The organism is Lacibacter sp., assembly GCF_057361365.1.
Genome location: NZ_JBMQSG010000022.1, coordinates 645,978 through 668,920 on the forward strand (window position 1 = coordinate 645,978; position 22,943 = coordinate 668,920).

A 22,943-nucleotide genomic window follows, 5' to 3' on the forward strand; every position below is an offset into this window, starting at 1 on the left:
ATATTTTTTCTATAAAAAAAGCAGCAGCACTAATCATGGGCTGCTTTTTTTTCTGGGCTTGTGAAAACGATCTGGAGAAAATACGTGACATGCAACGTACCCGTCTTTCAGTGGATGAGGTGAAAAATGTTACCAGTTACTTAAGCCAGGGCGGCCGGATGAAGGCCAAACTTACAGCACCCCTTATGCTTCGTTTTTTTGATAGCATTCCGAGAGTCGAATTCCCTAATTCATTGCATGTTGATTTTTATAACGACAGTATGCAGATCGAAAGCTATCTTGATGCAAAAAAAGCCTGGTATTACGAACAGCAAAGCCGCATTGTGCTAACCGACAGCGTGGTGGTAATACGGATAGATGGCGATACACTTAAGACCAATGAACTATATTGGGAACAAAATTTGCATAAGCTTTATACAACAAAAGATGTGGAGATCAGGCAAAAGACCAAAACCATCTTTGGTAAAGGATTTGAAAGTGACGAACAGCTTAAGAATGGACGTATCGATTCTATTACCGGTATTCTTTTAGTAGGTGCCTCGAAATTTGCAGGAAATTGATCTGCTCTTCATCCCTCCCCTCTGCTAAAACAAGATCATCAATTGATCAATTACTTACCCTTTGAACTTATTGAGTGAACGGAAGCACTGCTACCGTAAATTGTTAAATGTGTGAGCTGTTCACGGCAAAAACAATTGATGCAAACTAAAATCGTTTCAGTGTACTGTTTTCATAAAATCACGAGCTTATGAGTTTAGAAACGGATATTAAGCAAATACGAAAATTCAAAAACGAACACCACAAGACGGTTGTTAACCTCATCTTTACTCACAACTGGGTTACAGAACAATTGAAGCAAATGCTCGATGAGGAAGATCTCACGCTCCAGCAATTCAATATACTCCGCATCTTACGTGGCAGCGATGCTCCATTATCCACCTTGCAGATACGTGAGCGTATGCTCGATAAAATGAGCGATACAAGTCGTATTGTCGACCGACTTGTTTTAAAAAATCTTGCAAAAAAAACCGTCAGCAAAAAAGATAAACGATTGGTTGATGTGATCATTACGGCTAAAGGAAAAAAACTATTGCAGAAGTTAGACAGCACACAATCATTTATTGATGGTGTCATGAATAACCTTTCAGAAGCCGATGCCAAACAACTCAATTCGCTACTCGATAAAGTGCGTGGTTCTGATTAATTTCGGGTATGGCACGAGCTTGTTTGTTTTTTATTTTCCTCTTATTACAAATTGTTGTGGCCGCTCAGCCAAAACAGGAGTTCAGGGCTGTTTGGATTGCTACAGTTGATAATATCGATTGGCCATCCAGGAAAGGGATTGCAGTTGATTCACAAAAAACAGAATTCATCCGCATACTCGATCTGCACAAAAGCAATGGCATGAATGCAGTGATTATGCAGGTGCGACCTGCAACCGATGCATTTTATCCATCGCCCTACGAACCCTGGAGCGAATGGTTAAGTGGTGTGCAGGGCAAGCCACCATCTCCTTACTACGATCCCCTGGAGTTCATGATCACGGAAACGCATAAACGTGGGATGGAATTTCATGCCTGGTGCAATCCTTATCGTGCCGATTTTAATATTGGGAAAGCATCCATTGCTCCATCACACATCACCCGTTTACACCCACAATGGTTTTTAGATTATGGTGGTAAGAAATATTTTGATCCGGGTAATAAAGAAGCACAGGCATTCGTGGTGGAAGTTATTCGTGATATGACCGAGCGTTACAATGTGGATGCGCTTCATTTCGATGATTATTTTTATCCGTACCGTATTGCAGGGCAGGAGTTTCCTGATTCAGTTTCGTATCAACGATATAAAAAAGGACTTACAAAAGATGACTGGCGTAGAAGTAATGTTGATTCAGTAATTGTGAGTCTGAGTCGCATGATCAAACAAGTGAAACCTTGGGTGAAATTTGGTATCAGCCCGTTTGGTGTGTGGCGCAACAGCGATAAAGATCCCGGGGGAAGTAATACACAAGCCGGGCAAACTAACTACGATGATTTGTATGCAGATATTTTATTGTGGTTACAAAAAGGATGGATCGATTATGTGGCACCACAACTCTATTGGGAGTTTGGACACAAAGCAGCTCCTTATGAGGTGTTGATCGATTGGTGGAGCAAGCACACCTACGGTAAGCATTGTTATATTGGTTTAGGAATCTATCGTGCAGGAAGTAACAATGCATGGAAAGACAGTACTCAATTATTGCGGCAAATTGATCTTTTACGCAACACGCCAAATATGCACGGCATGATCTTCTTCAGCAGTAAAACATTTAACCGCAACCCGAATGGATGGAATGATAGTTTACGATTAAACTATTTTAAAGAACCGGCCATGGTTCCTGAAATGAAATGGTTACCAAAGAAGATATAAATAAAGAAGCCGGGAGAATTTCTCCCGGCTTCTTTTATAAGATGAATGTTATCGGTTTTATTCGCAATGATTGAGCGTAATCCATTCGCCAATACGACCAGCCGCCGCAGCAGCAGCACTATTCTTCCAGCTTTTTAAATTAGAAGGAGTGAGTTTTGGTAAACTGCTTAACCATGTTTCAACAATTTGTACATCGGCCCAAACGGTTGCACCCGCCAATACATTATCGCCACTTAATTTAATAGCAGCAACTTGTAAAAAAGCTTTTTTGGTATCAGCAATACCACCTGCATTCGATGAGTTCCAGATCGCTTTACCTTCTGCTTGTGTGTACACATGTCCACCAACAGTAACGGTACCAGCCCAAACAAGATTTGGTTTTGCAAACCAGTAACCCTGGCTGAAACTGCAGCCTTCTCCTTCCACTACACAGCCAAAACCAGGAAAGCAGAACGTGCCGCATTTAGTTGTTGCACCACTTTTGTAATATGCAGTAACGGCAGGATCAACATCTACATTTTTATTAATCGTTAAGCTGTAATAACTTTTAGCAGAACCCGTGGTTCCAAGATTAAATTTCAAAACATTTACTGTAGTGATATTACAGTTTGGTGTGTTGAAAGAGTTATCTACTTCAAACGTAGGTGTAAATGCAGTCCATTCTGTACCGTTAGTACTGGTTGCACCACTTACTACGTCCGCCATAGTAACACAAGCGCCTAAGGTAATATCCCAGTGACTCAGGTTTTGTAAAGTGCCGTTTGTTCCATTACCGGGGTTGGGATTTGCCACACTCCATGTCCATGTGTAAGTTCCATTGCCGTTGTTGGTAACATTTTCCAATGTAACTGTGTACGGACTTGCACAGGTTGATGCAGCGGTTAAAGGAAGGGTAGCGCTGAGAGTAGCCGAAGGAGCACTCACTTTTGCCAATTCTTTTTGTTCAACGCTCAGGTCCGAATTCTTTTCGCAACCAATAAGCAGGGATACGGCCATAGCCGAAAAAAACAAGATTTTTTTCATTGCTGTTTTATTTGTGATTTGAGTTAATGGTTCGGATAGGAAGAGGGAAGTGTGGTACGTTCAGCAGGATATACGGAGGAGACAGTAAAAATACGGTTGCCGGCCCAAGGCAACAAATGTTTTTTCATTCAGACGCACAACCGGAATATCATTTGTTGTTAACTTAACTTACACCCATTAAATAACCGTCATGAATCATCCGAGTGAGATAAAGTTTTTAGAAGGTCCGCAGAGCCGTTGGAAGGAATTTAAGTTTGCATGGAAAGTATTGCTTGAATTCATTAAAGGATACAGAAGCCTGGCATTTGTTGGCCCCTGTGTCACCATTTTTGGTTCGGCACGTTACAACGAGGGGCACGAATATTATGAACTGACAAGAAAGATGGGCGCCGAAGTGGCGAAGATGGGTTTCACCGTCATGACAGGTGGCGGCCCGGGCCTAATGGAAGCAGCCAACCGGGGGGCCAAAGATGTAAATGGACGAAGTGTGGGTTGCAATATTGTGCTGCCCTTTGAACAGGATCCCAATCCTTACCTTGATCGTTGGGTAAACATCAAGTACTTCTTTGTACGCAAAACATTACTCATTAAATATTCCTACGCTTTTATTTGTATGCCCGGCGGTTACGGAACGCTCGATGAATTGTTTGAATCAATCACCCTGATACAAACAAAAAAGATCAAAGACTTTCCGGTGATCGTAATGGGCAAGGGCTTCCACAAAGAAATGATGGAACATGTGCAACATATGAAAGAGCGTGGTACTATTTCGCCTGAAGATGACAAGCTGTTTATCTTAACCGATTCGGTGGAAGAAGCAATAGCTGTGCTGCAGGAAAGAAGTATTAAACGTTTTGAACTAAAGCACGAAACACAAAGACCTTTTACCTGGTTGTTTGAACGAAAGAATCGGAGGATGGGGACTTAGTTCCAATAGTTATGGAATACCTATCTCACCAATAATTCAATTTGTTGCTGAATAACATTTTTGTAAGACTCAAAATCAGCATCAGTAAAAGGATTTTGATAGGGGAAGTTTGCAGCAATCCTTATTGCATTTTCTATGTTTGCTTTCTCTTGTTTCAGAAATGGAAACAATTGTTGTTGTTGCATATGCTTTGCCAGGTATTCCTGCTCCGGCTGGCCAGGCGTTGGAATCAATACTGCTTTCTTCTTCAAGCGGATTAAATCCATCAGGGTTGTGTAACCACTTCTGCAAATGATGAGTTGAGATGAAGAAATGGCTTCCTGTAATAAAGCCGCAGGCAAATGATTGTGTGCAGTTATGTGCTTTGATAATTGTAAATCTGCAGCATCCTGCTTTGGCAACCCCCTCACCAAAAGAACAGTTCCTGTAAATGATGAAAGTTCTGCTTTGAGTTTTTCTTCCAATATGGTTCGTTGCGGTTCGGGGCCCGATAACAGGATCATCAGATCATATTTCGCTTGATGGCTAACGGCATTCATTCGTGAAAGCAAACCGAGGTGAATGGGCTGCACTAATTGCTTCTGCGGGTGTGCTAATTCGCCTGCAAGATTTGGGTAACCTTCAAGATCGGGCACCCAAACGGCGTTAAAGTTTTTGATATACCGGTGGTGTAGTAGTTGTAACAAACGGTTCACCCATTTTCCTTTTCCTGAATGGATCAACAACTGATGCGTGATATAAACGGAAGGCACCTGCGTACTATAAACACCCGGCCGGTTATCGCTGATGATGAGATCAAAGTGTTCGTTCTTCAATAATTCAGCAAGCCATTGCTGCTCCGTTTTGATACTCCGCAAAATGCCAGGTAACTGCTGCAGCATTGTTCCCACAAGTGAAGAATTTTTACTGTAGCTGATGCCATATCCTTTCAAAGCTTTGATCTCTGTGTTGGGAAATTCACTGCGGAGCAATGCTGCCACGGCGCCATCTGCTGCAAGTACAAGTTCGTGACCGTTTTCCAGTAAAGAACGGACAATGGGAACACAACGGGTAGCATGGCCGAGCCCCCAATCGAGAGGCGCCAGCAGTATCCGTTTGTTTTTTTGACCGTTCATTGAAGAAATGACAATATTTATGGGGGAAAGTAGTTATTTTAGGAATCAACATTTAAACAATTATCCTATGATGCAGAAAAAATTTGTGAGTTTACAGATGCAGCGTTCAACTAAAATTGTTTTTCTATTGTTAGTAACTGTGGCCCTGTTTTTGGGTTCAGGTTGTAGTGCGTCGAAGAAGAACAGTTGTGGCTGTCCGAATAAGAAAGGAATGGTAGGGTATTGACAATTGCACCTGTTACAAACAGAACCAACGATCATCAACCAAATTGAGTAGTAGCAGATGAAAGGGAATCAGCGGCGGGATTTACTTGTGTTGCTCAACAATGAACACCGGAGCAAAGAAGCTATTGATCACGAAGTGGAATGGCTGCACGAAGTATTATACCATGTTGAAGAGCTGGAAAATTTTTGCAAAGCACATGAACTCATCGATCTTAACCGGTATAAAGTGTACACGCAATCAGGAAGAGTAAAAAAAGCAGTATTGCGAAAAGATTTTAAAGCGTTTGAATTTATTAGTAACAGGAACTAAGAGTTTGTAAAAAGTGAAAAGAGATAAAAAGAGAAGAGGCTACAAATTGTAGCCTCTTCTCTTTTTATTTTGAAGTGAAAGTTTTCTCTCTGTCCGATGGGGTTGAACAAATTTGTAAACCTGGCACCGAACCTCTTTTACTTCTTCCACTTTTTAACCTCTTAGCTCTACAGAAACTTCTCTCCCTTATTTCTCTTCACTTCCGCCACATATTCTTTGATCTCCTGCTCTTTTTCTTTTTTGCAGATGAGCAATACATCGGCTGTGTCAACAACAATAAAGTCATCAAGACCTTGCAGTAACACTAATTTTTTATCGGGTGCATGAACTACGTTTTTGGTAGCATCAATGATCATTACATGTTTACCGGCAACAGCATTGGCGAAATAATCCTTCTCCATGTTTTCGTAAGCGCTGTTCCATGTACCAAGATCGCTCCAGCCAAATGAAGAAGGCACTACATACACATTATCGGCCTTTTCCATAATACCATAGTCGATGGAGAGATTTGTACACTGAGGGTAGATGCGTTCAATTGCTTCCTGTTCATTGTCCGTGTTGAAATGTTCTTTCTCCGCCACAAACACTTCATTCATTTCGGGAAGGAACTTTTCAAATGCTTTGATGATATTCTTCACCTTCCACACAAATATGCCGGCGTTCCATAAAAAGTCGCCGCTGGCAAGAAATGTTTTCGCCAGTTCGAGATTGGGCTTTTCTGTAAACGTCTTCACTTTGTACACATGATCAGCCACAGGCATTGCTTCATGCTGAATATAACCATAGCCTGTATTAGGATAGGTAGGTTTTATACCCAATGTAACCAGTGCATTAATGCTGTCCACAAAATCAAATGCATCGGTACAAACTTTCGTAAAGGCAGGCGCATCGAGAATTAAATGATCGGCAGGTGCGCAAATAAGCAAACCATCTTTGTTGATCTGTTGAAGCTTATGTGCAATATACGCCACGCAGGGTGCAGTGTTTTTTCTTGAAGGCTCACACAAAATATTTTCAGCCGGCAAATCAGGTAATTGCTTCTTTACGATGTCCGCATACTCTGATGAGGTAACCACGTAAATATTTTCATTGGGGATGAATTGCAGGTAACGGTCGTAGGTGCCCTGTATCAATGTTCGTCCTGTATGCAGAATATCTAAAAACTGTTTAGGGAATGCCGTGCGGCTCATTGGCCAGAAACGGCTGCCGATTCCCCCGGCCATGATGGCAACATAGTGATTCTTATTCATAGTAACTAGAGAGTGGAGAGTAGTGAATAGTGAGCAGTGAGTTCATTCACCATTCACCATTGACCATTCACCTTTTAGATCAATCCTTCTTTTATTAAATCGTGCAAATGTATAATGCCAAGGTATTGTTTGTTGTTAACAACCAATAATTGACTGATATTATTTTTCCGCATCAGCTCCATAGCATCAATAGCCAAAGCTTCAGCTTCAATTGATTTGGGGTTCATGGTCATGATCTGTGCCGCCGATACTTCATCTAAACGGGTATTTTTTTCCAGCATACGACGTAAATCGCCGTCGGTGATCACACCTAACAATTCATCAACTTCGTTTACAACAGCGGTTGCTCCTAATCGTTTTTTGGAAATCTCGACGATCACTTCTTTCAACAATGCATCAGCCGATACTTTTGGTTGTTCATTATGAATATACAGATCGGCCACACGCAGGTACAATTTTTTGCCCAAAGCCCCACCGGGGTGAAACTTGGCGAAATCCTCGCTTTTGAACCCACGTAATTCCATCAGTGCCACCGCCAACGCATCACCCATGACCATTTGCGCAGTGGTGCTGCTGGTAGGGGCGAGATTATTGGGACAAGCTTCCTTGCTCACGGTCGTATCGAGTAAAAAATTACTTTGTTTGGCCAGGTAAGAATCAATATTGCCCACCATGCCAATAACGGGGTTTCCAAAATTCTTTACCAGTTGTGCCAGCACTTTGATCTCGGGACTTTCGCCGCTCTTGCTGATGATCATTACCACATCATGGCTAAGGATCATCCCCAGGTCGCCATGAATAGCTTCAGCTGCATGCAGGTAAACCGCAGGAGTGCCGGTGGAGTTAAAGGTGGCGACAATTTTCTGGGCGATCACCGCACTTTTTCCAATACCGCTAACAATGAGGCGCCCCTTTGCTTCGAGGATGGTTTGGCAGATCTTGCTGAAATCATTCGTAAGCTGCGAAACCAGTCCTTCAATGGCCCCCGCCTCCAAAGCAATCGTTCGGCGGGCTACATCAAGCGGGTTGTTATGCTGTAATTTTTCCATTGGCGGGGCAAACCTACTGTAATTCAACAGAACAGAAAAACGGCGCCTGTGCAAATCTTGCTGCAGGCGTTCCCGAAAAATCAATTATCTTAAAACAAGGCTTTTTTAGCAGCTTTTTGGCTAATACAAGGGGGTAAGCTGCCCCGTTTTCAGTAACTTCGTGCCCCTTACGAAAAAGCACCTTCGTGCTGAGAATAGTCAACTGCCTGCTGAAAGTCCAGTTTGTAAAACCAAAGAGTGAAGGAAAAAATAGTGATGACAACAGTTAAGAAAAAAGCTACGCCGAAAGCGGCCAAAACAACAACCAGCGAAAAAGAAACGGTAAAGAAAGCTGCAAAGCAAGCCAATGCTGCAGCCGCAAAATCGAACGGTAAAAAGCCGGCCGCTACTCCAGGCATCGACCTTTACGCTGCAGTTCACGAACATTTCGGGTTCGAAGGTTTCAAAGGCACACAGGAAGCGGTGATCAATAACCTGCTTGCCGGGAAAGATACATTTGTAATAATGCCCACCGGTGGCGGTAAAAGTTTATGTTACCAGTTGCCGGCCCTGGTGAGCGAAGGGGTGGCTATTATTGTGAGCCCTTTGATTGCCCTTATGAAAAACCAGGTTGATCTTGTTCGCAGTTACAGCAGCAAAGATGATGTGGCGCATTTCCTCAATTCAACCCTCACCAAAAAAGAAATAAAAGAAGTGCATGATGATTTGCTGGCAGGCAAAACCAAAATGCTCTACGTGGCTCCCGAAACCCTCACCAAGCAGGAAAACATGGACTTCTTCAGCGATCTGAAGATCTCCTTTTTTGCCGTGGATGAAGCACACTGTATCAGTGAATGGGGTCATGATTTCCGTCCGGAATACCGTCGTTTAAAAGAGATGATGGACCAGATCAACCCCGATATTCCCATCATCGCTTTAACGGCAACTGCCACACCAAAAGTGCAGAGCGATATAGTCAAGAACTTAGGTTTACGCAATCCCGATATTTTTATTTCCTCGTTCAACCGTGGTAATCTTTATTATGAAATTCAGCCCAAGATCAAGAAAGATCAAACGGTGAAGAGTATTGTGAAGTTTATTTCGCAGAATAAAGGCAAGAGCGGCATTATTTATACACTCAACCGTAAAACAACGGAAGAGCTGGCCGATATGCTGATGGCCAATGGTATTAAAGCAGTGGCTTATCATGCGGGCTTTGATGGTAAAGTAAGAGCCGACAGGCAGGATCAATTCCTGAATGAAGATGTGCAGGTAATTGTTGCCACCATTGCCTTCGGTATGGGTATCGATAAACCGGATATCCGTTTTGTGATCCATTTCAACATACCAAAGAGTATTGAAAACTATTACCAGGAAACTGGTCGTGCAGGCAGGGATGGTATGGAAGGGAAATGTATCCTGTATTATTCGCATAAAGATGTGAGCAAGCTGGAGCATTTGATGCGTGATAAACCATTAAGTGAGCGTGAAGTAACAGCACAAATGATCCAGGAAACGGTGGCGTTTGCCGAAAGCTCCGTGTGCAGGAGAAAAATCTTACTGCATTATTTTGGTGAAGAATATGGTGAAGAGAATTGCGGCAACTGTGATAACTGTCTGCACCCGAAAGAAAAGATCGAGGCAAAAGACGAAGCGGTGATTGCATTGAAAACCATTAAAGCACTCGACGAACGTTTTGCAACAGAATATGTGATCCCTGTTATTATGGGACGCCTGACACCGCAGATACAAATGTACCGGCATGATCAGCTTGCTGAATATGGCAGCGGTAAAGAAAAAGACATGCATTTCTGGAATTCACTCATACGGCAGTTATTGCTGCATGGGTTTATTCAAAAAGATATTGAAGAATATGGTTTGCTGAAATTCACCAAAGCAGGTGAAGCCTTCCTGAAAAAGCCAAAGAGTTTCAAGATTGTTCTCAACAATTTATACGAAGAGGCAAATGCAGATGATGATGAAGGTGAAGCAGCCGGTGGCGGTGCGTTAGCATCGGACGATAAGTTGTTTGAGATGCTGAAAGACTTGAGACAGAAAGAAGCAAAGAAAAAAGCCTTGCCTCCTTTTGTGATCTTCCTCGAAAACTCATTGCTGGATATGGCTACGCTTTATCCAACTACATTAGAAGAATTAGAAAAATGCCAGGGTGTAAGCAAGGGTAAGGCCATCCGTTATGGCAAACCTTTTGTGGAAATGGTAGCGAAGTACGTAGAAGAAAATGAGATTGAAAAGCCCGATGAATTTGTGATGAAGAGCGTGGTGAACAAGAGCGGTAACAAAGTATTCCTTATTCAGAATGTTGACAAACGGATACCGCTTGAGACCATTGCCAAAAACAAAGGCTGGCGCATGGATGAAATGCTGGAAGAAATGGAAACCATTGCTGCCAGCGGCACCAAACTAAGACTTGATTATGCGATTGACGAATGGCTGGATGAATACGAACAGGAAGAGATCATTGATTATTTCAAGACCTGCAGCACCAGCGATTTAAAAATAGCCCAACAGGAACTGGAAGACGGTGGTTACAACTGGGAGCAATTGAAGATCATGCGCATCAAGTTTTTGAGTGAATATGGAATGTAGTTTGTAGCCGGTAGTTGATAGTGAACAGGCAATGGGCAATAAGGAATAGGCAAGTAGGAAGAACGTCATTGCAGGGCACGAAGCAATCTGCAAACAAGAATTGAATTTGAAATAATGGGGCAAAGATTTCGCTGATATAGCTCAATCATCTATATTTGCAGCCCCGAAGCACAAAAGGCGGATAGGCTTCCACTTACCAAATAGCGTGTTTCAGGAATGGTGCGGTAGCTCAGTCGGTAGAGCAAAGGACTGAAAATCCTTGTGTCGCCGGTTCGATCCCGGCCCACACCACAGTGAAGCAGAAAAGCCTGAACGAAATCTCGTTCAGGCTTTTTGTTTGTCAAGGCTTTTCGCTTCACTGTGTCCTGAAGCGACTGAGGAGGAACGACGAAGTCTGCTTCAGGACACCCCTCCCAAGATATAGCTACCGAAGGATTTGTTAGGAAATCTACTTCAGGAAGGAAATCTACTTTAATTTATCCTGAAGTGATTGACGCTGGGAAATCTACTTTAATTTATCCTGAAGTGATTGACGCTAGGAAATCTACTTCAGGATGCCGATATTTAAGAAAGCACCTTTGTATGAATACCTTACTCCCATACTTCGTTTATATTCTCTTCAGTCAAAAAGATCACCTCCTGTACATTGGATATTCCTCCAACCTCGAAAAAAGAGTTTCAGATCATAACAATGGCAATACAAAAAGCACTGCACATCGAAGACCGTTGCAACTCATATTCTGCGAAGGTTATTTGTATAAAGAGGATGCCATGAAGCGGGAAGGTTATTTCAAAACAACTGCAGGAAAGAAAGCAATCAGGTACATGTTAACAAGCACCTTGCTGACGCTGGGCTATCAACCATTACTGCATAACCTTTCGTTTGAATTTGACAACCAAGAAAGTTGAGGCTTTTTGTTTTTGGAATATCTCGTTTGCCTGGAATAACTCTGCCTTAGAAGTCGACCCGTTGTTAATATTGCATTTGTAAAAACAAGCTCAATAAACAATGCTTAAAGAACTTTTTCTTTCATTGACCGGTCAATATACTGCAGATGTGCAGCTCACGCAGCAATTGTGGATGGAGATAGAAAAGAATTATACCGGCAAAAAAAGACATTATCATAACCTGCATCATTTAGAAAATCTTGTTAGAGAACTATCTGGCATAAAAGAACTTATTCATGATTGGGACGCAGTTGTGCTGGCCCTTTTTTATCATGATATTATTTATAAGGCTCAGAGAAATGATAACGAGGAACAAAGTGCATTATTAGCAACAAAACATTTACTCCAACTGAATTGTAAAACCTATTTCATTGATCGGGTTTACCACTTAATTAGTGCGACAAAGTCGCATCAATTAAATGATGATACTGATATAAATTATTTTACAGATGCTGATTTAAGCATCCTCGGAAACGATTGGGACACATATCATGACTACTGCTCCAATGTTCGAAAAGAATATACTATCTATCCCGATATACTATACAAACCGGGAAGAAAGAAAGCCCTGCAGCATTTTCTTTCAATGGACCGGATTTTTAAAACCGAACACTTCTATAACAAATACGAAACTGCGGCAAGAAAAAATATTGAACGTGAAATTTCAATGCTTTAACTGCAACTGAAGTTGGATAACATTCTTGCTGTTGCATCCAGCCTATGAGATCAACAACCTCTTCCTTTTTGGCCACTCGGATTGCCCCTTGACGGATCGAAAAATTAGAAAAAGGATAAGATAAAAAGTTGCAATAAAAACGGAACGTACAAGTGAGTGACACAACAGGCGATGCCATAAAATACCACTGCCCAGAAAACAATAATTTTTATTGAAGCTGAACAAATAAGTTCCCTTCTTTCTACAAAAAAGTCCTTTGGCAATGGATGGTTTTCATTAAACGTATTGTCCTATTCCCTCACCCTGTTCTGTTCCTGCTGTGCGCTGTTCTGGTTATGTTTTCTTATGTCGCTGATTGTTTTTCCAAAACGCCAGGCAAGGGCAATGGTATACACACGGGTATCGTTGGCATTGCGCCAGTTGGCCTCGGTGTTTGCTAAATTATTAATGATGCCCCGGTTGATTTGTGTGTATAGCAGATCATTCACCGTAGCACGAACAGTGAAGGCTGCTGAAATCTTTTTCGAAACGCCTGCATTCAGCCTTCCTCTTTCAAGTAAAATAAATTGGTTGGAAGTGATGTTGGTTTGATAGAAGCCATCGATCTGCGCACTCCATCCTTTCTTGAACGTAAAACGGAGCGTAGGTTGTATAAACCAATACGTTCCCTGCGTATCGAGATAGCCGGTATAAAAATTTGTTTGAGAATGAATATTGGTCACTTCGGTATAGTAACCAAAGCTCAGCCATTTTTTAATGGGAAGCTCGCCCTGCAAGGATCCGCCGATATTGCTGATCTTACCAATATTGCCGGGGCGACTGTAATAAGTGCCGTCTTTTATTTCAATTGTTTCATTGGTATTGTTGAGGGTGGAACTGTAGCGTAATGCAACTGTGATCTTATTTTTATAACTGTACGATAGCTGTACGTTATGTGTGTAGGCAGGTAATAGAAAGGGATTGCCTACATAATAGGTAAACTTATCCAATGGTGAAATAAAGGGATTAAGATCCTGGTAAAAAGGACGGTTGATCCTTCTTCCGTAATCAAGCGTGAGTATATTATTACCTGCGCTATCTAATTTATAATTGATATAAGCTGTAGGGAATAAACTGGCATAGGTTCGTTTAAACGATGAATCAGGTTTCACCAGGTTGCCTGACTGTTTACCGTCGGAGATGGTGTACTCGGTCCGCAAACCTAACTGCATCGACCAACGCCTGCCTTCATACGAACTGTTGATATAAGCCGCATGAATATCTTCCTTGTAAATAAAATGATTTGTTTTGTCGTAATCGGGTGCGGTTACATTGTTCTTCGTTAAAAAATAATCAGCCACATTATCGGTTCTTATCTGGCTCGATTTTGCACCTGCATCTATTTTCCATCCTTTTTGTAACGGATGTGTATAGTCGGCTTTCAATGAATAAATATCAATGCCTGCAGGAAGATCGCCTGTTAAACGTTCCTGTTGTGAAAGTGTATTGTTGGGCAGGTAGGTATAATTATCAAACAGCTGCTCATTGTCTGAATTGTAACGGATATAATCTGCATCAACTGATAATTCAGGACCATTCTTTCGAAAGGTTCTCCTGAAATTTAAATTCACACCGGCATTGCTAAAGCTGTTGTCTTGTGTATTATGGGCCACAATGGTTGAATCGAGTTGATAAGCCGTATTGATAAAACGACTGCTGTTATCATTATCCCGTTGTCCTTTTCTTGTAACACCGGTAAATACAATACCGAATGTGTTCTTATCTGTGGCATAAAAATCGGCACCCACTTTTCCTGAAAAAGCATTACCCGATGGTTTGATATACGTGTGTTGCAGGAAATCGTAATTGCGGCTGCCATCCGGTTTCTTGAAGTGACGGTTAATAGTGAGATCGGAAAAGTTAGTGGCATAGTTTTGCGTGAGGGTACCAAACGTATTCCATTTACCATTACGGTAATTAAAGTTGAAACTGTTATTGGTCTTTGCATAACGGCCTTGTGTATACGCTGTGTTAAGTGAACCATTAAAACCCTTCGACTTTGTTCGTTTAAGACGGATATTGATGACGCCTGCTCCACCGGCTGCATCGTATTTGGCAGGCGGGTTGGTCATGAGTTCGATCTGGTCGATGGAGGAAGCGGGTAATGAACGCAGGTAATTCTCCAGGTCGGCTCCATTCAGGTAAGTGGGTTTGTCATCAATAAAAATGATCACTCCGTTTTTGCCTTGTAAACTGATAACACCGTTATTATCGACAGATACACCGGGTGAACGTTCCAGCACTTCCAGGGCTGTTGAACCTGCAGCACTGATCATTTGATCGACATTCACGACGGTCCTGTCGATCTTTCGTTCAACAGGCGGCCGCTGTGCCGTTACAGTTATATCCTGCAGATTTTTTGATACAGCAGTGAGTTTGATGTTTCCTGTGTGGTGGATGTTTTTTTCTTCGCTAAGAATGATATTGCTGCTATCCTTTTTAAAACCGCTGATGCTGATGATGAGTTTATAACTACCTGCTTTTATTTTCTCTAAAACAAAAAGACCTTTTGCATCGGTTAAAGCACTTTTTACAGTTGCGTTGCTGGCAGTGGAAAATAATAAAACGGTGGCTCCTTCGAGGGGTTGTTCTAATGAATCAACCACTTTTCCCGACACAGAACCGCTGCTGGTTTGGGCAGCCAGGAATGAACAGCTGAATACAAAAAACAGGAGGGCAAATACAGAACGTAGCATGATAAGGTTTTGATAGGAACGAAAAATAAACAGAATGCTTGTCTTGCATCTGCTGATAATGATAAATGGCGGAAAGGTAGGATGGAACTATGCTGCAAATCTGGTCATGTCCGATACAGATAGCAATTAATCAACCCTGTTCTTTTAAAAACTCTTTGAGCATTTCTTCATACAGCACTTGAAGATCGGTACTTGTATAAGGTTGCCATGCATCCATTAAACGGTTATAAACTTCCGTAACATTCATACCGGGAAATAGCTTGTAATCAAACTTGGTTGTATGCAGACTGATATACCCGGGAAAGAAATAAGTTTTTTGTAAACGAATGGCTTCCTCCAGTTTTAACAACAACAGCACTTTTCCCAAACTGTATTTCTTATAGGCAGGATCGTAAATACTTAAGATACCGGTGAGTGATGTTTCGGCTTCATCATAATAACCGGCGGCAATGAGTTTTCCATTATCACGCAGGGTAAGCAATTGACTTGGAAAAACATTTTCATCACGTTCGCCCAGCAAATAAGCTTTTGCTGAAGGGCTCATATCGAAATCAATTTCATTACGATAGTTTGTAAACAGTTCTTCTAATTCATCAGTGAATTGCAGTGGCCCGATCTGTTTTGTAAACCGGCTGGCTGTTTGTAACAGTTTCCTGCTTTTCTTACTGTGTTCATAATCGGCTAACCGATACCGTAACCAGAACACAGCAAAGAATTCATCTTCCTTTGAAATAAGATCGGTGGTGATGAGCATTTGCTGAATACGATACCAGCCCTTGCTTAAATAAGCATCAAGCAATTCCGGGCTAACTGCTTCAGGGTAAAAATGCTGGTAATAGATCATGAAAAAACAAAACTGCTTCAACAGGAAAGATACTGCAAGCTGCTTTTACTTACAGCTTAAATGGCCGTATCAATTTCCAGCATTACCGTCACCTGTTCATAACCTGCCAGTTTATAATCACCCGTATTCAAACAAAATTCTTTGAGATTATGCGGTGAGTTACTCAGTACATCACTCATAGGTTGCAATTGATACATTTCTACATGTTCAGCATGATCGGCTAATACCAAACAATCGGGTGAAGCAGCAGAATGTGAACGGTCAATGATGCGCCAGCCGATATTGAGCGGTGGTTGATTGGGATCTTTTGTATTAAGCCGTTTGTTGAGTATAGTACAACTTACATATGCTCCTTGAATCAGGAGTTTTACTTCTGGTTGATGAGCGGTGAGTTGAGCGATTAAGATCATGCGTTGTTATTTAGAATACGAAACTAGAAGGGCAGTTTGCAGTGTATTTGAGGAGTGAAAGAAAAGAAAGGATAGAAGTAATCGACTGCTTCGGGGCTTATTCTTGTTTTCTTGAGTCCACAGGCAAAAATATTTGTACAGCTTTTCCTATATTCGGTAATTAACCACTGACTCTTAACACTTGAAATTAGAGAAAAATACTCGAAAGGAAATAATTGAAAATCGCCTCAAACAAGCTGGCTGGATCATTGATGAGCGAACACAAGTCGTGGAAGAGTTCGTCACCGTAAGAACCATAACAATACTCACCTCATCTCATTAGCCGCTTGCAACAACAACGAATCCAACTCTCGTTTACTTAACGAAATACCATATACTTCTTTTATGGCACGTTGTAATCCAACACAACGACAATAGAATTTGGCATAAGTAGTATCAATCTTTTTTCTCTGCAGCAATTGTTTTAAATCATCCGGAATAGCAATTCCAAAACTCTGTAAAGCCTTGGCAGCTCTGCTGTCATAAATAAAAAACAGTTTTGATGCGTGAAAGTGCAGGTATTTCGAAGCAAAGGAACGTTTCTCTAGCTTTGTAATTCGCTTAATTGCTTTTGTCAAATACGCATGTAGTTTTAATACAAATGCATACTGTTCTAACTTAGTAAGCTTAGTGTTTTTTAGAAAAAAAAGTTGTTGATCAAGTGTTGTTTTCAAAAACAAGGGAACTACTTTTTTTAAATAGAAATTATCATTATTTAATTCCTCCTTATTTTTTCGTCGTTCAATGGCAGCAGCATAAATCCGCCCGATAAATAAAACCTTCATGATTATTTTATCAGCCTCTGTATGTAACGGGTGCTTTCTGCAGATATCATACAACACCTTGTTGCTATAGTCCCACGCATTTCCATCTTTTGCTTTCAGTACAAGATTTCTTGAAGGTATTTTCATAATTCATTTGCAGTGGTAAGTCCCAGCTTTAATAGTGTTACTTTTCTTCCTTTTTCTCAATAAAAGTGATAATGCTTACCACAGTAATAATACCCGTTACGCAAACCTCAGCAACATGTCTGTCACTTTCGGTTCTATGAGTAACAGAGTTCGCCAAAGAAATTGCTTTATCCACCAAGCTTATTGCAGATTCTGCAAAACTCCTAAGCTCAAGGTTGCTTTTGCCTGTTAACTCCAGTTCAATATAACAATGCAATCGATTTTTGTATTTATCATTTCCTAAATCAATTGTTTTTCCTGATGGCGTATGTTTCTCTTCTTTAAAAACTAATTTTGCAAGACTTTTTAAAATGCTTCTGGCAGTGTTCCCGATATTTTTAATATCAAATGAATTAGATGTATTACCTAGTTGCTTTATCAACTCCGCTTGTGCTTTATTAATTTCATCCCATTCTGTAAAAACAGGTCTTATCTGAGAGTTTACGATTTCCATTTTTTCATAATCGGGAAAGATCTCTACTTTACCAATAGGTAGTGGCAATAGCGCTCGCAAATCAATAGTAATGACCTTTTTGAAGGAACCTATAAGGTGATAGTTTTTTATGTAAATCTCATGTTCTGTGTGAATAGTTGTATTGTAAACATTTCGAAAACTTCCGAGAAAAAATTCTGTGTCCTCTTTAAAACCGAAAGTTGAATGCTTTACAAGTTCTGAGAAGAATTGTTTTTCAAATGCTTGGCTATATATTTCTTTTAATATATGTACTACCTTGGTTGCCTCCATAAATTAATTAATAATACTCCTTAATATAATCATACGCCCTGTTAAACAAATCCTCATCTTTAATTTGATATTTTGTCCAAAGCACTTTACGTAACTCACGTTTTACTTCTCTCTCACCCACCGTTGAGTTTTGCCAACCATCAAAGCGAACAATTCTTACAATGTCGTCAATGTCGTTTACAATACGTTCAACAATGGCTGGTGTTGTGTCTGTTTTCAGTTCCAGGAACAGTTCTGTAAGTGCAGCTTTAGCACTTTTCAGTTCTTCTTTTGTTTCAATACCTTTTTCAGCTTGCAATGTTTCTTTAGCTATCTGGCAAAGCTCTTTTATAAAATCAATGGAATTAATTAAGCCTTGTTCTGCCTTAGCTCTTAAAGCATCCAGACGCTCACTTAACTTTTTGAATTTAGGATTACCACGATGCCTGTTTAATCTGCTGATAAGAAGTTTTAAAACTCTGTCTGCTTCTTTTGAGTCGTTACTCTTCATCAAACCATCAATCATTACTGCATCCAGAATCACTTCTTCCATGTCTTTGTTAATACCCTTTACATGTACATGCTCATGTATCAATGCAGTTGTTTGCGCTCCCAATGCGTGCCATATCAGTCGGCCATTATCATCAGATGCCGGTTTTACAGAAGTATAAACCTGCGACAACCATTTATAATCTCTTTCAAACTCATTTAAGATTGGGTCTGGCGATAAAGCCTCCCACAGTTTCGACAAACTGCTGAAATCTTTTGCAAACGCATCTCTTTTCTCATTGGTGTTTATGCAGTCTTGTGCAAGCTGTAATCCTTCAAAGCCTTCTATACTTCTGTCGGTTCCATCAAAAGGAAGCAGGCATTTTTCAATCCACTCAGGAAGTTGATCTTTAAGTACCTGAAGATTTGTAATGATATTCTTTACACTTTTTTCATCAAAGCCAAGTGCTTTGGCTGTATCATCGAACACGCCAAAATAATCGACTATTCTTCCAAATGTCTTATTGGGAAATAAACGGTTGGTTCTGCAAATAGCCTGCAAAAGAGTATGATCTTTCAGCGATTTATCCAGATACATTGTTTGCAAAATCGGAGCATCAAAACCTGTTAACAATTTAGCAGTAACAATTAGAAATTTTAAAGGTGAATCAGAATCGTTGTATTTCTCTACAACTTTTTCCTGTTTATCTTTGTCCATTCCCCATTTCTGTTTAAAATCAAAATCATCATTAGCAGTTGTACTGATCACAACTTCACTTGCTTCCTGATCAACCAATTTGTCTAACTCCTCTTTGTATTGAACGCATGCTTCCCGATCGGGTGTTACAATCATCGCCTTTAAACCTTCAGGTTCCACATGTACACGAAAATGTTCAACAATATCTGCAACGATGGTTTTTACTCGTTCAGGTGATTTCAAAAACACGGACATGCTTGCAGCCTTTTGACTTAATTTATTTCTGTCATCATCGGTGAGATTATTCGCCAATTCTTTAAAAGCAATATCCAACGCTTCTTTATCGATATGATAATTGGGTAGTCTTGGTTCAAAGTGCAAGGGCAATGTGGCATTATCCCGGATGCTCTCCTGAAATGTATAACGGCTCATGTAGCCGCCAATGTCTTGCTCTGCACCAAATGCCCAAAAAGTATTTTTATCGGCTTTATTAATAGGGGTTCCTGTTAAACCAAACAAAAAGGCATTGGGCAAAGCGGCTCTCATTTTCCTGCCTAGATCACCTTCCTGTGTGCGGTGCGCTTCATCCACCATCACAATAATATTATCCCGTTTATTCATGTCGGGATAAGCATCACGGAACTTATGCATCATCGTAATAATAATCTTCCGTGTATCCTGCTCCAATAACTGATGCAATTCTTTGATACCATCGGTAGTAATGGTATTGGGTATTTCAGCACCATTAAAGGTTGCAGTAATTTGTGTATCCAAATCGGTTCTATCTACCACAATCAGTACCGTAGGATTTTGCAGATCCTGTTGCTTTCTTAATTTCTGCGCTGCAAAAAGCATCAGGTTTGATTTTCCTGAACCCTGAAAATGCCAGATCAGGCCCTTCTTGATTGTTCCTTCCCGAACACGTTCTACAATGGCATTTGCTCCGTCATATTGCTGATAGCGACAAACAACTTTTATCTTTTTCTTTTTATTGGTAGCATAAATACAGTAATACTGCAAAATATCAAGCAGTGTTGAGGGCTTTAACAAATGCGTTAATTGTTTGGCTACATCATTCAAACCAATAAAATGACTTAATTCATCTTTCTCATCCTCCAAACGCCAAGGCGACCAAAACTCCAAAGGAGTTCTCACGGCGCCAATAAACACTTCTTTACCCTCTGTCGCAAAGGAAAAAACATTGGGCACAAATAATTGCGGAACTGCATTTTCATACACCACATGAACATCGTGTGCTCCATCAAACCACGTAACGGCAGGGCGCACTGGGGTTTTAGCTTCACCCACCACCAACGGAATGCCATTAACGAATAGTACAATGTCAGGGATTTTGGTTTCTCTGGCTCTTAGTTTGAATTGATTACAAAGCACAAAACTGTTGTTCTTCAATTCGTCAAAATCAATCAGCCGAATAGCAACATGTTCATTGTTTTTGCCAATAGGAAGCGTCACTTCGTTTCTTAGCCATTTGGCAAATTCTTCGTTGGCTCTTACCAAGCCCACATTATTTACGGTAATAAGTATGGCCCTGAGTTTATGAATAACTTCTTCAGCCCGTTCAGGATTAGCAGCAATGGCAGGGTTAAGGCGGCAAAGTGCTTCTTTCAATTCCTTTTCTACAAACACTTCAGTAATATCCCGTTGCAATAAATCGGCTTGTATATATTTCCATTTTACTGTGTCGTATTCTACGGCATCTTCTTTTACCACATTGCCTTGAACAGCATTTAAGTTCACCCCGGTGAGTTGATGAATAATAAAATGCTCTACGGTATTTTGTTCGTTGAAAGCCATGAAGAAGATTATGCAAAATTCAATTTGCTTCCATAATTGTGAAGATGCTCCATGGCAATGTTGATGTATTCTTTGGTAACAAGATTTTTCTTTCTCTCATTCCAATCCTGAATTTTTTCAAATAGTTGGTCTTCTGTTAGCTTCGGATTTTCACTTAATAGGAAATGAGCCGAAGAAAGAATTTCCAGTGATAGTGTTGTTTCAAAACCGTCAATAATATTAAATATGCTTTCCAATCTTTGTTTCTGGTCCGAATTCAAATTGGTATTTACATATTTTTCTACTTCTTCATATTTTTTATAATTCAATTGCAACGGTTCAAATGCTCTTGCTTTCATTTGTTCCATTCCAGTTAGATATTTTCCATTCAAGGCATATAAAACTTTTTCTATTGCCTGTGCATAAGGCCCATATTTATATGGAACAAATTGCAGTCGCATTGGCTCCCCACTTTTTTGTAGAAAGTAGGCAAGTTTGTTTGCTGAAAAAATAGTAGCCACTTCTCCTAATTTTTCATATTTGAAAAGAGCATAAAGTAACATGGCTCTTGCAGCGGTCAGCCCCACTTCTTTCTTATTTGCTTCTTTCTGAAGAATTTCTTTTACAGCATCATTCGGCTCATATATTTGAATAGTAATGTTGGAAAAATGCCCAAGGTATTTATCCATCATTGGTTTTACCTTTTCCCATTTTAAACCTCCATTGCCACAGCCTAATGGCGGAATAGCTATACTTTTAATTTGATATTCCTCAATCACTTTTACCAAATCTTTTAACCCATCCTCAATGTAACTGTATTGAGATTTCTTAAACCATTCTGTTTTAGTCGGAAAATTGATGATGAGTTTCTCTCCATTTATAGTGTTCTCCTTAACCACTAACATTTTGCCAACTTGTATTTCACCTTTTTTACAGGCATCTGCATAGATTTTAAAATTCATTGGGAAATGTTCTTTAAACTGCAATGCAATTCCTTTTCCCATTACACCAACCGTGTTTACGGTGTTTACCAAAGCTTCTGTTTCGGCTTCAAGCATATTTCCGGTTATATATTTCATAAGAAATAGTATTCTGTTTTAATTTTAACATTAATAGTTAGGTCAAGGTCTTGAAGTATTTCCTCTACTTTTTCTTTCGTTGGTTGATTAAGTACAGCAATCCCTTTTATATAATCAACCGGTACATGAGCTTTCACCAAAAATTCTGCATGTTTCTTTCTTATTCTGTCTTCATCACCATCAGCATTTTCATCTCTAAAATCGGTTGTTTTAATTGAACGCCAATCAATTTTGTTTTCAATGTTATCTAATTTTTTAAAAAACTTAGATATTGCCTTTGCTGCGTTCCCATTTGTATAGCACCATTGAAAATCATCTGTTGCTAATTCACTCAATTTACAACAAAGGTAAATAATGTCTTTTTGAGGAAAAGGATCAACGCCCACGCCAGTTTTGATATTGTAAAGCATCGGTGTTCGCACCGAAAAGTAAAATGGAACATAATCGTTCACCACCGTATCTGGGTAACATTTTACAATTCTTGTATCTCTTTGAGTAATGATTTCTTTACTGCCAATGGTTACAAACCCCCTATCTCTCTTGCCAGCATTTTTACAATGCAAGCCATTACGAAGAATGTGTTCCAGATTTTGAATCGGAATAATTCTAAAGACCAATATTTTTTCTATATCAATTGGCATTTTTACATTTCAATTT

The 22,943-nt window shown here is 40.2% G+C and carries 20 protein-coding genes and 1 tRNA gene; 9 read left to right on the forward strand and 12 right to left on the reverse strand.

The features are described 5' to 3' along the window. Positions 1–35: 35 nt before the first annotated feature. From lptC to ACO1QW_RS21070, 3 genes are all read left to right on the forward strand, one after another. Complete coding sequence (gene lptC, locus ACO1QW_RS21060) at positions 36–560, forward strand: LPS export ABC transporter periplasmic protein LptC (RefSeq protein WP_486261548.1); 525 nt, start codon at positions 36–38, stop codon at positions 558–560. A 188-nt stretch (positions 561–748) separates the two neighbouring features. Next, positions 749–1,204 carry a MarR family winged helix-turn-helix transcriptional regulator gene (locus ACO1QW_RS21065; protein WP_486261550.1) on the forward strand — a complete coding sequence of 152 codons (456 nt, stop codon included), beginning with the start codon at positions 749–751 and terminating at the stop codon, positions 1,202–1,204. 8 nt (positions 1,205–1,212) lie between these two features. After that, positions 1,213–2,415, forward strand: a complete 1,203-nt coding sequence (locus ACO1QW_RS21070; RefSeq protein ID WP_486261552.1) for a glycoside hydrolase family 10-like protein — start codon at positions 1,213–1,215, stop codon at positions 2,413–2,415. Positions 2,416–2,472: 57 nt separating this feature from the next. On the opposite strand, the gene ACO1QW_RS21075 is transcribed toward ACO1QW_RS21070, so the two are convergent. After that, positions 2,473–3,438, reverse strand: a complete 966-nt coding sequence (locus ACO1QW_RS21075; RefSeq protein WP_486261554.1) for a hypothetical protein — start codon at positions 3,436–3,438, stop codon at positions 2,473–2,475. Between the two features lie 190 nt (positions 3,439–3,628). On the opposite strand from ACO1QW_RS21075, the gene ACO1QW_RS21080 reads away from it, so the two are divergent. Beyond that, the gene (locus tag ACO1QW_RS21080) at positions 3,629–4,366 is read left to right on the forward strand and encodes an LOG family protein (protein ID WP_486261556.1); all 738 of its coding nucleotides are present in this window, start codon (positions 3,629–3,631) and stop codon (positions 4,364–4,366) included. A gap of 20 nt (positions 4,367–4,386) precedes the next feature. Here ACO1QW_RS21080 and ACO1QW_RS21085 read toward each other — a convergent pair whose 3' ends face one another. Further along, a complete protein-coding gene (locus tag ACO1QW_RS21085) occupies positions 4,387–5,481 on the reverse strand; it encodes a glycosyltransferase (RefSeq protein ID WP_486261558.1) in 1,095 nt (364 codons plus the stop codon). A 283-nt stretch (positions 5,482–5,764) separates the two neighbouring features. On the opposite strand from ACO1QW_RS21085, the gene ACO1QW_RS21090 reads away from it, so the two are divergent. After that, a complete protein-coding gene (locus ACO1QW_RS21090) occupies positions 5,765–6,016 on the forward strand; it encodes a hypothetical protein (RefSeq protein WP_486261560.1) in 252 nt (83 codons plus the stop codon). Between the two features lie 167 nt (positions 6,017–6,183). Here the strand turns inward: ACO1QW_RS21090 and ACO1QW_RS21095 are convergent, their stop codons facing one another. Both ACO1QW_RS21095 and ACO1QW_RS21100 read right to left on the reverse strand, forming a co-directional pair. Beyond that, on the reverse strand, positions 6,184–7,266 hold the full coding sequence (locus ACO1QW_RS21095; RefSeq protein WP_486261562.1) for a mannose-1-phosphate guanylyltransferase: 1,083 nt from the start codon (positions 7,264–7,266) through the stop codon (positions 6,184–6,186). A gap of 74 nt (positions 7,267–7,340) precedes the next feature. Continuing rightward, a complete protein-coding gene (locus ACO1QW_RS21100) occupies positions 7,341–8,315 on the reverse strand; it encodes a KpsF/GutQ family sugar-phosphate isomerase (protein WP_486261563.1) in 975 nt (324 codons plus the stop codon). A gap of 237 nt (positions 8,316–8,552) precedes the next feature. Between ACO1QW_RS21100 and recQ the strand changes: the two genes are divergently transcribed. The 4 genes from recQ to ACO1QW_RS21120 all read left to right on the forward strand — a co-directional run bounded on the left by recQ (position 8,553) and on the right by ACO1QW_RS21120 (position 12,525). Further along, the gene (gene recQ, locus ACO1QW_RS21105; RefSeq protein WP_486261565.1) at positions 8,553–10,901 is read left to right on the forward strand and encodes a DNA helicase RecQ; all 2,349 of its coding nucleotides are present in this window, start codon (positions 8,553–8,555) and stop codon (positions 10,899–10,901) included. 218 nt (positions 10,902–11,119) lie between these two features. Beyond that, positions 11,120–11,192, forward strand: a tRNA-Phe gene (locus tag ACO1QW_RS21110). Between the two features lie 291 nt (positions 11,193–11,483). After that, positions 11,484–11,810, forward strand: a complete 327-nt coding sequence (locus ACO1QW_RS21115; RefSeq protein WP_486261567.1) for a GIY-YIG nuclease family protein — start codon at positions 11,484–11,486, stop codon at positions 11,808–11,810. A gap of 100 nt (positions 11,811–11,910) precedes the next feature. Beyond that, on the forward strand, positions 11,911–12,525 hold the full coding sequence (locus ACO1QW_RS21120; protein WP_486261569.1) for an HD domain-containing protein: 615 nt from the start codon (positions 11,911–11,913) through the stop codon (positions 12,523–12,525). A 290-nt stretch (positions 12,526–12,815) separates the two neighbouring features. On the opposite strand, the gene ACO1QW_RS21125 is transcribed toward ACO1QW_RS21120, so the two are convergent. From ACO1QW_RS21125 to darT, 8 genes are all read right to left on the reverse strand, one after another. Then, positions 12,816–15,260 carry an outer membrane beta-barrel protein gene (locus tag ACO1QW_RS21125; protein ID WP_486261571.1) on the reverse strand — a complete coding sequence of 815 codons (2,445 nt, stop codon included), beginning with the start codon at positions 15,258–15,260 and terminating at the stop codon, positions 12,816–12,818. 130 nt (positions 15,261–15,390) lie between these two features. After that, positions 15,391–16,104, reverse strand: coding sequence for a GNAT family N-acetyltransferase (locus ACO1QW_RS21130; protein ID WP_486261573.1), 714 nt, complete (start codon positions 16,102–16,104; stop codon positions 15,391–15,393). A 56-nt stretch (positions 16,105–16,160) separates the two neighbouring features. Next, positions 16,161–16,514 carry a hypothetical protein gene (locus ACO1QW_RS21135; protein WP_486261575.1) on the reverse strand — a complete coding sequence of 118 codons (354 nt, stop codon included), beginning with the start codon at positions 16,512–16,514 and terminating at the stop codon, positions 16,161–16,163. 305 nt (positions 16,515–16,819) lie between these two features. Then, positions 16,820–17,338, reverse strand: a complete 519-nt coding sequence (locus tag ACO1QW_RS21140; RefSeq protein ID WP_486261577.1) for a hypothetical protein — start codon at positions 17,336–17,338, stop codon at positions 16,820–16,822. A 163-nt stretch (positions 17,339–17,501) separates the two neighbouring features. Further along, complete coding sequence (locus ACO1QW_RS21145) at positions 17,502–18,248, reverse strand: hypothetical protein (protein ID WP_486261579.1); 747 nt, start codon at positions 18,246–18,248, stop codon at positions 17,502–17,504. Positions 18,249–18,255: 7 nt separating this feature from the next. Continuing rightward, the gene (locus tag ACO1QW_RS21150; protein ID WP_486261581.1) at positions 18,256–21,228 is read right to left on the reverse strand and encodes a type I restriction endonuclease subunit R; all 2,973 of its coding nucleotides are present in this window, start codon (positions 21,226–21,228) and stop codon (positions 18,256–18,258) included. A gap of 8 nt (positions 21,229–21,236) precedes the next feature. Beyond that, positions 21,237–22,286 (reverse strand): type II toxin-antitoxin system antitoxin DNA ADP-ribosyl glycohydrolase DarG, encoded by a 1,050-nt coding sequence (gene darG, locus ACO1QW_RS21155; RefSeq protein ID WP_486261583.1) that lies wholly within the window; start codon positions 22,284–22,286, stop codon positions 21,237–21,239. Next, the gene (gene darT, locus ACO1QW_RS21160; protein WP_486261585.1) at positions 22,283–22,927 is read right to left on the reverse strand and encodes a type II toxin-antitoxin system toxin DNA ADP-ribosyl transferase DarT; all 645 of its coding nucleotides are present in this window, start codon (positions 22,925–22,927) and stop codon (positions 22,283–22,285) included. Before darT ends, darG begins: the two co-directional genes overlap by 4 nt. Between the last annotated feature and the right edge of the window lie 16 nt (positions 22,928–22,943).